Source organism: Ectobacillus polymachus (assembly GCF_048159605.1).
Taxonomy (GTDB): domain Bacteria; phylum Bacillota; class Bacilli; order Bacillales; family Bacillaceae_G; genus Ectobacillus; species Ectobacillus polymachus.
On sequence record NZ_JBLREB010000002.1, the window covers coordinates 245867 to 259690 of the forward strand.

The 13824-nt window shown below is 42.3% G+C and carries 12 protein-coding genes; 11 read left to right on the forward strand and 1 reads right to left on the reverse strand.

Annotated elements, in window-relative coordinates; genetic code table 11:
• Window positions 1–31: 31 nt before the first annotated feature.
• On the reverse strand, window positions 32–2764 hold the full coding sequence (locus ACM5BR_RS11780) for a DUF4084 domain-containing protein (protein WP_416828114.1): 2733 nt from the start codon (window positions 2762–2764) through the stop codon (window positions 32–34).
• A gap of 619 nt (window positions 2765–3383) precedes the next feature.
• Here ACM5BR_RS11780 and ACM5BR_RS11785 point away from each other — a divergent pair.
• The 11 genes from ACM5BR_RS11785 to nuoN all read left to right on the forward strand — a co-directional run bounded on the left by ACM5BR_RS11785 (window position 3384) and on the right by nuoN (window position 13756).
• Window positions 3384–3752 carry an NADH-quinone oxidoreductase subunit A gene (locus ACM5BR_RS11785; protein WP_416828115.1) on the forward strand — a complete coding sequence of 123 codons (369 nt, stop codon included), beginning with the start codon at window positions 3384–3386 and terminating at the stop codon, window positions 3750–3752.
• Window positions 3743–4261 (forward strand): NADH-quinone oxidoreductase subunit NuoB, encoded by a 519-nt coding sequence (gene nuoB, locus ACM5BR_RS11790; protein ID WP_416828116.1) that lies wholly within the window; start codon window positions 3743–3745, stop codon window positions 4259–4261. The genes ACM5BR_RS11785 and nuoB overlap by 10 nt, the downstream gene beginning before the upstream one ends.
• Window positions 4258–5442 (forward strand): NADH-quinone oxidoreductase subunit C, encoded by a 1185-nt coding sequence (locus ACM5BR_RS11795; RefSeq protein WP_416828117.1) that lies wholly within the window; start codon window positions 4258–4260, stop codon window positions 5440–5442. The genes nuoB and ACM5BR_RS11795 overlap by 4 nt, the downstream gene beginning before the upstream one ends.
• 5 nt (window positions 5443–5447) lie before the next feature.
• Entirely contained in the window at window positions 5448–6548 is a 1101-nt protein-coding gene (locus ACM5BR_RS11800; protein WP_416828118.1) for an NADH-quinone oxidoreductase subunit D, read from the forward strand.
• Complete coding sequence (nuoH, locus tag ACM5BR_RS11805) at window positions 6548–7549, forward strand: NADH-quinone oxidoreductase subunit NuoH (protein ID WP_416828119.1); 1002 nt, start codon at window positions 6548–6550, stop codon at window positions 7547–7549. The genes ACM5BR_RS11800 and nuoH overlap by 1 nt, the downstream gene beginning before the upstream one ends.
• Before the next feature lie 66 nt (window positions 7550–7615).
• Window positions 7616–8035 (forward strand): NADH-quinone oxidoreductase subunit NuoI, encoded by a 420-nt coding sequence (gene nuoI / locus ACM5BR_RS11810; protein ID WP_416828120.1) that lies wholly within the window; start codon window positions 7616–7618, stop codon window positions 8033–8035.
• Window positions 8032–8553: an NADH-quinone oxidoreductase subunit J gene (locus ACM5BR_RS11815; protein ID WP_416828121.1), complete on the forward strand. Its 522-nt coding sequence runs from the start codon at window positions 8032–8034 to the stop codon at window positions 8551–8553. Before nuoI ends, ACM5BR_RS11815 begins: the two co-directional genes overlap by 4 nt.
• Window positions 8546–8860: an NADH-quinone oxidoreductase subunit NuoK gene (gene nuoK, locus ACM5BR_RS11820; protein ID WP_416828122.1), complete on the forward strand. Its 315-nt coding sequence runs from the start codon at window positions 8546–8548 to the stop codon at window positions 8858–8860. Before ACM5BR_RS11815 ends, nuoK begins: the two co-directional genes overlap by 8 nt.
• Window positions 8861–8882: 22 nt before the next feature.
• Entirely contained in the window at window positions 8883–10745 is a 1863-nt protein-coding gene (gene nuoL, locus ACM5BR_RS11825) for an NADH-quinone oxidoreductase subunit L (protein WP_416828123.1), read from the forward strand.
• Window positions 10742–12229, forward strand: a complete 1488-nt coding sequence (locus ACM5BR_RS11830) for an NADH-quinone oxidoreductase subunit M (RefSeq protein WP_416828124.1) — start codon at window positions 10742–10744, stop codon at window positions 12227–12229. The genes nuoL and ACM5BR_RS11830 overlap by 4 nt, the downstream gene beginning before the upstream one ends.
• A gap of 12 nt (window positions 12230–12241) precedes the next feature.
• Window positions 12242–13756, forward strand: a complete 1515-nt coding sequence (nuoN, locus tag ACM5BR_RS11835) for an NADH-quinone oxidoreductase subunit NuoN (RefSeq protein ID WP_416828590.1) — start codon at window positions 12242–12244, stop codon at window positions 13754–13756.
• Window positions 13757–13824 lie beyond the last annotated feature (68 nt).

Genomic DNA, 13824 nt, shown 5'->3' on the forward strand with positions numbered 1-13824 from the left:
AGTATTTCGCCGTTACCGAGTCCTCTATCTGTTAGCGATGTTGCAAGGTTTCTCCTTCGAAAAATACCTTGCAGGCATCTACTCGTAGAGGCGGGCTATAGTAGTAGCCTTGTATATATTTACAGTTAAGTGTTTGCAGGAAGTCGAGCTGAGCTTTCGTTTCTACTCCTTCCGCCACGACGGATAAGTTTAAAGTTTGCGCGAGTGAAAGTATGGTAGCGATAAGTTCCTTTCCTTTGATTTGGTCATCGGCTTGTAAGATAAATTCACGCGGGATTTTGAGTGTATCCACGGGATATAGTGTTAAATAAGAAAGGGATGAGTAGCCGGTTCCAAAATCGTCGATGGAAATACTAACGCCAATGTCTTTTAGTTGTTGTAGCTTGCTTAATGTTTGCTCTTCGTTGTTGATCGATACGCGTTCGGTAAATTCGATATCCAAACAATGTGCAGGCAAGCCTGTTTTTTGCAGGATAGTCGTGACCACTTCGATGAAGTCCACCTGCATAAATTGGCGGTACGATACGTTTACACCAACCTTGATTTTAGTCCAGCCTGCGTCATGCCATTCTTTCATTTGGCGGCATGCTTCATAAAGAATCCATTCGCCAATTTCGACGATAAGCTCGGATTCTTCCGCAACGGGTATGAATTCTGTAGGTGGAATAAGTCCTAATTGCGGATGGTTCCAGCGTACGAGCGCTTCTACTCCGATGCAGCGATTGGTTTTCGTATTGATTTGCGGCTGATACATTAAAAATAGCTCGTTATTTGGTAAGGCTTCGTATAAATCCTTCTCTAGACGCATCTTTCTTTTCATTTGATCGTCCATGGTTTCGTCATAAATGCTGTAGGCGTTTTTCCCTAGTTTCTTACTATTATAGAGTGCTAAATCTGCATGCTTAAGCAGGGTGATTGCGTCATTACACAAATCAGAATAAATGGAAACCCCGATACTTGGTGTAATGTACAGCGTATGATACTGAACTTGTACAGGTTCATGCATCGATTGCATAATAAGTTGGACCATTTGTTTCAAATTGTCTTTGTGAACATAATCTTTGACGAGCAGGATAAATTCATCTCCACTTAGACGGTATAGCGATCCGAATGAAGCAGAGCAGGCTTTGATTCGGTTTGCTGTTTCTACTAGTACAAGATCACCTGTATCATGGCCCAGAGTGTCGTTAATGACTTTAAAACGGTCTAAGTCGATGTACATAAGCGCTAATGTTCCGCCATTCCGCTTGATTGCTGCTATTGCTCGGTCTAAGTCATCTGAAAAGGAGCGGCGGTTGGCTAGCCCTGTTAGTGTGTCATGATAGGCAAGGTAGCTAATTTGCTCGGCCTGCATTTTCGATTCTGTAATATCCTTAATCATTACATACATTCCCTTTACTTTCTTGCCTTCATAAAAAGGAACAATCGTGATAGAAAGAATGTATGTATCCCCATTTTTATGATAGGCTCTAACTTCTAAGGAAATGGAATGTCCGTTTAAAACAGTTTGAATGTTCGATTCGATTAGCTGTATATCCTTTTCATCAATAAACGAACGGAAGGAGGTATGCAAAATATCGGACACTTGATAGCCGAGCAGCGTTCCTCCTGCTTTGTTTACATGCATAATATTTCCATGCTGATCTAATGTAAAGATCGGCTCAGGATGAAGTTCATATAAGGATTTGAACTTCTGTTTACTTTGAATTAACGCTTTTCTCTGTACGACAAGATCGTAGGTGGCTTCCGTTACGCGGTCTTCAAGCTCTGTATTAAATTGCTTCTGCCGATTTAATAATCGTCTATTCTCAGCGTTTACGAGAAATTGGCGAAATAGAAATAAAACAAGGCATAAGGAAAGGCTGATTACTAATGACCGAGAAGGGTCTTTTGATGTAATGGTAAACACCGTTAAGGTAATCGTAGCAATATACGATAAGGATATTCGTATGGTGCTTTCCTTTGTCTCGGTTTGCTCTTTTTGTTTTGCTGCTGTTTTCGTGTCTAACACTCCTGCTGTAGCTGTTAGTAAAAGGGATAGCTGGTAAACCGGGCTTATTATATCTATTAATCTAAAATTATCTTCAATTAAAAGTAAACAATATATAATGTCACCTACTGCAAACAGTAAAATAGATAGAATGAGTAGATGCAGAACCCGTTTGGAAACGAGCTTATTCGGCTGAAAATATAAGCTAACACAGACGAGGAGCAGCAGAATATCACCTGAAGGATAGAAAAGCTCCATTGTCTTTATGAACATACTTAGTGATTGCTTGTTTAAGATTTTCTCGAAAACAAGATGATAAGATAAAGTAACCGTTGCGATAAATGTTGCACCGATATCGCAGAAAATCAATAGTTTTTGTATAATATTGTATTCAGCCGTAATTTTTATCGAGAATGCTAATAAGTAAATGAGATAAAATGGAATAAAAAATATAAATGATGTGTTAATAATCGGTGGATTCCATCTCGGAGAATGTACGGATGCACAAAACCAGGCTACATCTGAAAGAAGAAAGCTAAGGCATGCAATCGTGAGAAGGAGCCAAAAGAGTTGCATATTTGTATTGGAATTTCGAAAGGTATGCCATAGCGAATAGGCGGCAACTCCATCTGCCAACACGCTTAAGGCCATCGTACCAAGATCATTCATTAGTCCGTCAGTAGGAAATATAAAGATCCAAATGTAATATACAAGTAGATAAAGGGCAGAAAAAATAAAAAGAGTTTGAAATCTTTTGTTAGATTGAATAGTCATAAGCCACCTCATACGAAATACAGAATAAAGAATTTGTGAAATACTAAAAAGTATGGAAGCGCTTGTGTAATGACACAAGCGGAAAAGTCATATGTAGCTGTGAAGCTTACTATATTAATGTATGTTAATATATATATTTATATTAGCATAGCGTACCTTTCTTTTATTTACCAGTAGGGAAATAAGGGATTTCTTGAAAAAAGTATGAATATATTACAGTAACATGTGACCTTTGTCTGATTCTGCTTGTCTTCTTATGGAGAATAGGTAATCTATTTGTCTGAACGTGATAATCCTTGGTGTAATTGGTCGACATAGCAAAGAAGAATTTGTTATAATGATATCGGTTACATTATTTAGAAAAATTCAAAAAAAATAAGTAGTGTAATCACGGTGAAAATGCTGTTGTTACTAGCGTTCGAGGCCATATTTTTATTGCAAATAGCTTTCATAATCATTTTTAGGATTTGCCTCACTGATGGTGTAATCTTATCCCGTTCTGATTTCAGTCAGAACCCGGGTTGGCCCAAACAAGCTGTCAGCAGGATTAAATATTTTTTTCACTGATGGGAGTTTTGCTAATTGAACAAATTTTACTGCATAGGGGGAGAGTTTGCTAATGTTCAATGTGTATCAAAATAACTATGCGATCGTAGTTGCGTTTTTGCTCTTAGGCATTCTGTTGCCTATGGTAGCACTAACGGCAGGGAAAATACTTCGTCCGAACAAGCCAACAGAAAAGAAGCAAACTACATATGAAAGTGGTCTTGAACCATTTCATGAAGCAAATATTCGTTTCCATGCCCGCTATTATATTTTTGCGCTCTTGTTTGTTGTTTTCGACGTGGAAACTGTATTTTTGTATCCGTGGGCTGTTGCCTACGATAAATTAGGGCTGTTTGCTCTTGTAGAGATGCTTCTTTTCGTATTATTGCTTCTCGTAGGGCTTGTTTATGCTTGGAAGAAGAAGGTGTTGAAATGGTTATAAATTTTGAGAATTTGAACAGCCAAGAAAGAGCAGAGCTTGAACGTAATCTATTTTTTACAACATTGGAGCAGCTGAAAGGCTGGGCAAGAAGTAACTCTTTGTGGCCCATGACATTCGGCTTAGCTTGTTGTGCCATTGAAATGATGGGTGTTGGTTCCTCCCACTACGATTTGGATCGCTTCGGTTCATTCTTCCGTACATCTCCGCGTCAATCTGACGTCATGATTGTATCCGGTACCGTTACGAAAAAAATGGCACCACTCTTACGCCGATTATATGACCAAATGCCAGAGCCAAAATGGGTTATTGCTATGGGTTCTTGTGCAACAGCAGGCGGACCTTACGTGAAATCATATGCTGTAGTAAAGGGTGTAGACCAAATTGTACCAGTTGATGTGTACATTCCAGGATGCCCGCCAAACCCAGCTGCCTTAATTTATGGAATTAATAAATTGAAAGAAAAAATTCGTTACGAGGCGAAAACCGGAAAGCAGGTGACGAATAAATGAGTGAAGGCAAGGATCTAGATACATTAAAAAAGGAAGCAGCGGCAAAGGCAAAAGCAGCAGCAGCAGCGAAAGCGAAGGCAGCCGTAATGGCGAAGTCCGAAGCAACTGAAGGCGCAAGCGACGATGAAAAGGCGAAGGCAGCGGCAAAGGCAAAAGCTGCGGCAGCAGCGAAAGCGAAAGCAGCCGCAATGGCGAAGTCCGGAGCAACTGAAAGCGCGAGCGACGATGAAAAGGCGAAGGCAGCAGCAAAGGCAGCAGCAAAGGCAAAAGCAGCGGCGGCAGCGAAGGCAAAAGCAGCAGCAGCGGCAAAAGCGAAAGCGGCAGGCGGAGCAAGCGATGATGAAAAGGCGAAAGCCATCGCGGCAGCGAAAGCAAAAGCAGCGGCAGCAGCAAAAGCGAAAGCAGCCGGCGGAGCAAGCGATGATGAAAAGGCGAAAGCTATCGCGGCAGCAAAGGCAAAAGCAGCAGCAGCGGCAAAAGCAAAAGCAGCCGGCGGAGCAAGCGATGATGAAAAGGCGAAAGCTATCGCGGCAGCAAAGGCAAAAGCAGCGGCAGCGGCAAAAGCGAAAGCAGCCGGCGGAGCAAGCGATGATGAAAAAGCGAAAGCTATCGCGGCAGCAAAGGCAAAAGCAGCAGCAGCGGCAGCCGCTAAGGCGAAGTCTGGAGCAAGCGATGCAGAGCCCGTACAGGCCGAGGAAGAGCCATCACGCAATCAGCCATACCTGGATAAGTATGTGAAGGTAATTCAAGCACATCTTGGGGATGTATTAGAAGATTCCTATATTAATGCTATTTCGAAAGAAGTTCCAACACTTGTTGTGAAGCCGGATCGTTACTTTGAAGCGATGGAATTTTTACAGAAGAATGATCAGCTTAGCTTTGATTATGTTTCGGAATTGCATGGAACAGATTTTGTAACGCATATGGAAGTATATGTGCATCTGTACTCTTACAAAAATAAGCAATCCGTAGCCGTGAAGGTGAAATGTGATCGCGATGATCCAAAGGTTGCGTCCGTTACGCCTCTTTGGCCTGGTGCAAACTGGCCAGAACGGGAAGCTTATGATTTAGTAGGGATTACGTTTGTCGGTCATCCGAATTTAACACGTATTCTACTTGCGGACGATTGGGTTGGACATCCGTTACGTAAAGATTACGAGCCGTATGATGTGGAGGTGTAATAAGCATGATTCGTACAGAAGAAATGCTTCTTAACGTAGGTCCACAGCATCCGAGTACGCACGGTGTATTTCGTCTCGTTGTTAAAATTGATGGGGAAATTATTACAGAAGCTACGCCAGTAATAGGGTATCTTCACCGTGGAACAGAGAAGCTGGCAGAAAATCTGCAGTATACGCAAATTATTCCGTATACGGACCGTATGGACTATTTATCAGCGATGACAAATAACTATGTCATTTGTCACGCAGTAGAAACGATGATGGGACTAGAAGTGCCAGAACGTGCTGAGTACATTCGCGTACTTGCCATGGAGCTTGGCCGTGTTGCCAGCCATCTTGTTTGGTGGGGTACGAACTTGCTTGATCTTGGAGCAGTAAGCCCGTTCTTGTACGCATTTCGCGAGCGTGAAATGATTATCAATATGCTAAATGAGCTTTCCGGTGCGCGCCTAACCTTTAATTACATGCGTGTAGGCGGCGTGAAATGGGACGCTCCAGAAGGCTGGATTGAAAAAGTAAAAGAATTCGTTCCTTACATGCGTGAGCAATTGCAAGGATACCATGATCTTGTGTCAGGAAATGAAATCTTCTTAAATCGTGTAAAGGGTATCGGAACCTATTCGGCAGAAGATGCGATTGCGTATTCGCTGAGCGGTGCTAATTTACGCGGTTCAGGCGTGAAATGGGATATTCGTAAGGAAGAGCCATATTCCATTTATGATCGTTTTGATTTTGATGTTCCTGTCGGTAAGGTAGGGGATGCATGGGATCGTTATATGTGCCGTATGTTAGAAATTGAAGAATCTCTTAAAATCATAGAGCAAGCAGCTGAGCAATTCCCAGCAGATGGCCCATTCATGGCGAAGGTGCCGAAAATTATTAAAGCACCGAAGGGAGAAGCCTTTGTTCGTATTGAATCACCACGCGGAGAAATTGGCTGCTATATTGCGAGCGATGGCAAGAAAGAGCCATATCGCATCAAATTCCGTCGTCCGTCCTTTTACAATCTACAAATCTTACCGAAGCTATTAAAAGGCGAGAATATCGCGAACTTAATTACGATTTTAGGCGGCATTGATATTGTACTTGGGGAGGTTGACGGCTAATGGTTAAGAGCCTTTTAGAATCCACACCAAGTTGGACTACGTTTTTCATCTTTTTTGGATTAGGTGTAATATTGTTAATGGTTGTTCTTGGCTTCGTTACATATGGGATTTTAGCGGAGCGGAAAGTAATGGGATTTATGCAAGGCCGTATCGGACCGAACCAGGTCGGCGGACGTTTTGGACTTTTGCAAACCGTAGCAGACGTATTAAAGCTATTGCTGAAGGAAGATACGATTCCAAAGGCTGCGGACAAGCCATTATTCATTTTAGCGCCGGTTATTGCCTTTGCGCCTTCCTTTATCGTGCTTGCAACGATTCCGTTTACAGATAAATTTCAGTTTGCGGATATCGGCGTTGGTCTTCTGTATTATATAGCCATTTCCGGTATTTCAACGGTTGGGGTTATTACAGGTGGCTGGGCTTCTAATAATAAATACTCACTTCTTGGTGGTATGCGTGCTGTTGCCCAAATGATTTCCTATGAAATTCCGCTTGTTATGAGCTTAATTGGTGTCGTTATGTTAGCAGGAAGCTTAAATTTAAATGATATTGTAGCAGCGCAATCGAAGGTTTGGTTCATTTTTGCACAGCCTGTTGCGTTCATCGTATTTATCATTGCGGCGACAGCAGAATTAAACCGGACGCCATTCGACTTACCAGAATCAGAATCTGAGCTTGTTGCAGGGTTCCATACCGAGTACTCTGGGTTCCGCTGGGCCTTCTTCATGCTTTCTGAGTATGTGTACTTTTTCGCGATGGCATCATTAATAACGGTTTTATTCTTAGGTGGATGGCAGCCAGTAGCATTTCTTGGGTTTATTCCAGGTGCTGTTTGGTTCTCATTAAAGTTTTCACTTGTTGTATTCCTATTAATTTGGTTCCGTGTTACGTTCCCGCGTGTTCGTGCGGATCAGCTTATGGAATTTGGCTGGAAGGTACTGCTTCCAATCTCACTTGCAAATATTTTTCTTACGGCGCTTATTAAACAATTATTCTTTTAATGGAATGGTATTGGCTCATGTAGCCAAATCAGCCGCGATTTTCGCGGTGAAAGAGGGGGAGAAAATATGCTTGGGTTATTAAAGGGAATGAAGTACACGTTGCACCAGTTAACGCGGCAAAAGGTAACGTACGATTACCCAAACCAACCACTTCCGCTTCCGGATCGTTTCCGCGGTATTCAGAAATTTTATCCGGAAAAATGCATCGTCTGTAATCAATGTGCGAACATTTGTCCAACGGATTGCATTAACCTAACTGGGAAGAAGCATCCTGACCCTGCGAAAAAGGGAAAGGTAATCGATACGTACGATATTAACTTTGAAATTTGTATTCTGTGCGATCTTTGTACAGAAGTTTGTCCGACTGAAGCGATTGTGATGACGAACAACTTTGAGCTTGCTGAATATACACGTGATGATTTGTTCAAGAATTTGCAATGGCTGGACGAAAACGATAAAAACGTGAGAGAGGGGAATAAGCCATGAGCGGTGATTTAGTAGCCTTTCTCGCACTTGCCTTAATTGCTATTATGGGCGGCGTGCTTATGATCAATGTATCGAAGGTTATGCACATGATGCTATCCCTCGTCTTTACATTCTTAAGTATCGCAGGTTTATACTTTATGCTTTCGGCTGAGTTTGTAGGGGTTGTACAAATTTTAATCTATTCCGGAGCAGTTGCGATCATCATGATTTTTGGGATCATGCTTACAAAACATGACGACGAAGTCGAATCGCATTTTAATGTTCGGTCTTTCTTCGTTCTTTTAGGCGTTTTAGCATTTGGAGCTGTGATGTATTTCGCTGTGAATAATGTTGACTTCTCGCCAAAGGGCGCTGATGCAAACTTGCATGTTCAGAATACGAAGCAAATCGGGGAAATGTTGTATACACAATATCTCGTTCCGTTTGAAATCACTTCGATTCTGCTATTGGTGGCATTAATTGGTGCAATCATTTTAACGAAGACAGACGAGCAGGAAGAAGGTGAATCGCATGACTAACGTTCCAGTATCAGGCTACTTAGCACTAGCTATTATCCTCTTTTGCATTGGGCTTTACGGAGCTTTAACGAAGCGAAATGCGGTCATCGTATTAGTCTGTATTGAGTTGATGACAAACGCTGCAAATATTAATCTTGTAGCTTTTAGTAAAATGGGTATATTCCCTAGCTTGAAGGGACAAGTATTCTCCTTGTTCACGATTGCAGTAGCTGCAGCAGAAGCAGCAGTTGGCTTAGCGATTCTTATCGCATATTTCCGTAATCGTCAAACTGTAAATGTTGACGAAATGGATTCCTTAAAGCATTAGAAGGAAAGGGGAGAACACAGAAATGATGAATTATGCTTGGCTTATACCGCTTTTCCCGCTACTTTCCTTTGTGCTATTGCTTCTATTTGGTAAGAAGCTGAAGGAAAACGGAAGCTATGTCGGGATTGTGCTACATTTCCTTGCTTTTGTAGGTGCGGCACTTGTCTTAATCGAGCGCTTGTCAGCGGGTACGCTAAAAATAGAATGGACTTGGCTTCATATTGGCAATCTATCGATTAATTTCGGTTTTGAAGTGAATGCATTGAACGCGCTTATGCTGTTCATCGTATCACTTGTTAGTTTTCTTGTTCATGTGTATTCAAGAGGGTATATGCACGGAGATGAACGTATTTCCGTTTTCTATTCATACTTAGGATTATTTACATTCGCGATGCTAGGTCTTGTTATTAGTACAAACCTTCTTCAGCTTTATGTGTTCTGGGAACTAGTTGGTCTTGGTTCCTTCTTGCTAATCGGCTTCTACTACTTCAAGGATGAAGCAAGAGCGGCAGCGAAGAAAGCGTTCGTTATGACGCGAATCGGGGATGTAGGATTATTTATCGGAATGATCCTGTTGTTCTGGCAGGTTGGCAGCTTTGAATATGATGCGATTTTCAAAGCAGTAGCCAATCATCAAATTCCTGATGTGATGATTACATTGACAGCTATTCTCATCTTTATTGGTGCAATCGGAAAATCAGGTCAGTTTCCACTTCATACTTGGCTTCCGGATGCGATGGAAGGTCCGACTCCTGTATCGGCTCTCATCCATGCGGCTACAATGGTAGCTGCCGGGGTTTACTTAGTTGCTACGATGTTCCCGCTCTTTGAAGCGAGCTCTGCAGCGTTGATGACGGTTGCCGTAGTCGGCGGATTTACTGCCATTTTCGCAGCATCTATCGGTATCGTACAAACTGATATTAAACGCGTGCTTGCTTACTCTACAATGAGTCAGCTCGGATATATGATGCTTGCACTTGGTTCTGCTGGCTATACAGCAGGAGTATTCCACCTTACGACGCATGCCTTTTTCAAAGCACTTCTCTTCCTAGCAGCAGGTAGCGTCATTCACGCCGTGAATACGCAAGACATCGAAAAGATGGGCGGCCTGTTCTCAAAGATGAAGCTAACTGCATCATTATTCTTAATCGGTACGTTAGCGATTAGTGGATTCCCGTTACTGTCTGGGTTCTTTAGTAAGGATGAAATTCTAGCAGCTACTTGGGAGCATGGAAATTATTTTCTATTCTGGCTTGCAGTCATAGCTGCATTCTTTACAGCATTTTATATGTTCCGTTTGTTCTTCCTTGTATTTACTGGGGAATCCCGCAGTAAGGAAGTACATGTGCATGAATCACCTAAGGTTATGACGGTTCCAATGATTGTACTCGGTATTCTTGCTGTAGTAGCAGGATACTTTAATACACCATGGTTTGGTACATTCCTAGGCGATTGGCTTACGAAGGACGTTCCTTTCCAAGTGTCTGAAACTCATGGTCCTGTATGGATTATGATTGTAGCTACACTTGTTTCACTAGCAGGTATCGGCCTTGCTTACTTGATTTACGGAAAGAAATCGATATCAAGAGATTGGCTTGGCGGAAAAACACCGTTTTATCAATTGTTACTGAACAAATATTATATCGATGAGCTTTACGGCGTTACGATTATTCCGCTTGTAAAGGGGATTGCCTATGTGCTCAAATGGATTGAAAATTACATTGTAGAAGGCGTTGCAGTCTTGTTTGCAAGCATTACAAAGGCAGTGGGATCGCTTCTTTCTAAATTGCAAAGCGGACAGGTTCAAACATACGGTGCTGTTGCATTCGTAGGTCTTGCGATATTACTTGTCATTCTCGTTGCACTAGGGGGGTATATACAATGAGCTATCTTTTAACCATCTTTATTTTCTCCCCACTTCTCGGTATTCTTGCACTCAGTATGATTTCCGATGAAAAACGTGCAAGAGTGATTGGAATTATTACGACTCTCATTCCGCTCGTTTGCTCATTTATCGTATACGGAGCATACCTATCGGGAACAGGATTTGATACGTTCGCACAAAAAGTGGACTGGATTCAATTTGGTAAATTTGATGGACAGGGAGATCTGTTCAAAATTTATTTTGAACTCGGTGTTGACGGTCTTTCTTTCGTGCTTATGATGCTAACAGCAGTACTTGCTGTACTAGCTGCGATCACAGCTATTAAGATTAAGAAAAATGTGAAAAGCTTCTACATCCTATTTCTATTATTAGAAACGGGTATGCTAGGTGTCTTTGCTGCGCAAAATCTCTTGCTTTTCTTCTTCTTCTTCGAGCTTACGCTTCCAGCGATGTTCTTCCTCGTTGGGAAATGGGGAAAATTCGCAAGCGAAAAAGCTGCGTACAGCTACCTATTGTATAACGGAATCGGCTCAGCGATTATGCTGCTCGTTTTCGTCATCATCTTTGCAATAACTGGAACAACGAATTTCCATGAAGCAGCGGCTGCGCTTCAAGCAGGGCAAGGTCCGCTTGGCCCGATTTCCGAATCGCTTAAAATGGGATTGTTTATTGCCTTATTTATTGCGCTTGGTATTAAGCTTCCAATCTTCCCACTTCATCGCTGGATGGTAAATGTCCACGTGCAAGCACCGCCAGCAGTTGTTATGCTGCATGCCGGCGTGCTCCTTAAAATTGGGGCATACGGGATGATTCGTTTTGGAATGGGCTTGTTCCCAGCTGAATTTAATTACTTAGCACCACTTATCGCCATTCTCGGCGTTATCAATTTATTGTACGGGGCATTGATTGCGCTCGTTCAAAAGGATTTGCGAAGCATTCTGGCTTACAGTAGTATTTCGCATATGGGTATTGTGCTTATTGGTCTTGCATCGATGAATGTTGCTGGTGTGAAAGGTGCCCTCTTCCAAGTGGTATCGCACGGTTTAATTGCAGCCTTGCTGTTCTTCCTAGTCGGTATTCTTGAGAATCGTTACAATACATCAGACATTACGCATCTTGGCGGCTTAGCAAAGCAGGTTCCACTCTTTAGCGGCTTCCTACTTGCTGCAGGGATGGCATCGCTTGGGTTACCAGGTATGTCTGGTTTCGTCGGCGAGTTCCTAGCATTTCTTGGTTTGTTCCAAGCAATGCCAATTGTCGCGGCAATCGGAACGCTCGGCATCATCCTCACAGCTGTCTATATGCTGCGTGCAGTTTTAACCATTACATTCGGACAATACGAGCTTACTACTGCAGGGCAAGATGTGAAGGGCTATGAGTTTTTACCTATTCTCGTGCTTATGTTCTTCATCATTGCTATCGGGGTGGCTCCTCAAATACTCGGCGGACCGCTTGATTCCGCACTACAAATGGTTGGGAGGTAGGATAGAGTGGATATGCACACGTTAATGAGCATAAATTGGGGCCTTATGATGCCGGAGATTATTATTGCCACCGCCGCCATCCTTCTATCGCTCCTTGATTTATTCGCCAAGGATACTTTTAAACGAAAGAACTTAGCATATGTCGCTTTAGCTGCTATTATTCTTTCATTTGTTTCTCTAGTCTTTCAGTACGGACAACCAGCTGGCGACATCATAAATGGATCTTTCGTACTAGACGGTTTTTCGAAGTCATTTAAAACCTTGCTTCTCATCGGATCTGCTCTTATTCTTCTTCTTGCGGTAAGCGATACGAAGGAAAGAAGCATTACGGACGAAAGTGAGTATTATTTCTTATTTTTAACAGCCCTTCTCGGAACGATGTTTATGGCGTCAAGTAATGACCTCATTACATTATTCATCGGACTTGAAATGCTTACTCTTTCATCATTTGTTTTGGTTGCGATTCGCAAAAAGCGTCTTGCTTCCAGCGAAGCAGCGATGAAATATGTGATTAATGGCGGTATTTCTACAGCTATTACGCTGTTTGGTTTCAGTTATTTATACGGTCTTACGGGAACGACGAATGTGATAGAAATGCGCACGATCCTTTCCCAAGGCGTAAGCGGTGATCAGCAATTGCTTCTATCAATTGCCTTCATCCTTTCCTTCGTTGGTTTATCCTTTAAGCTTGCGACTGCGCCATTTCATATGTGGGCGCCAGACGTATACGAAGGGGCGGCAACACCTGTTACTGCATTTCTCGGAACGATTTCGAAAATCGCAGGCTTCATTATCGTGATGCGTATTTTCATCTTAGTCTTCACAGGTATTCCAGTGAAGGAAGGAACAGAATCGCTCTTTATGAGCTTGCAAATGTTCATCATTGTGCTTGCATCTGTAACGATGATCGTCGGAAATACGGTAGCTCTCAAGCAACGCAACGTAAAGCGTTTGTTCGCTTATTCAGGAATTGCGCACGCTGGTTACTTGCTCGTACCGTTCCTATCCATATCACCGTTTACACTTGATAGTATGTGGTTTTACATGGCTGCCTACTTACTTATGAATATTGGGGCATTTGCCATAATTCATGCATTCATTCGAAATGATGGGCATGAAGATATTAGCATGTTCGCAGGGCTTTACAAGCGCTCACCAGGCATTGCTTTTGCTATGACGATCTTTATCTTGTCATTAGCAGGAATCCCAGGAACAGCCGGATTTATCGGGAAATTAAACATCTTTGTTGGCGCCTTTACATCGCAGCCTGTACACTACGTACTGCCAGCGATTATGATGCTAACAACGGTCATTTCCTATGTGTATTATTTCCGAATCCTGCAGCTTATGTTCTTCCGCAGTCCTGAAAAGGAAACGAAGCCAGAGATTCCATTTAATATTGGATTTGTCATCGTTCTATGCGTAATCGGAACTGTACTTCTCGGTGTATTTCCATCGATTGGCTACAACTTTTTCCATGATACATTTCCGCTTACGAAAGATTTCTTTTTCACTGGCGCAAAATAAGAAAAAACGTGGTACAATAAAATATGAACTGAAAAAGTGTAGAGCTTTTACTCTACACTTTTTTCATT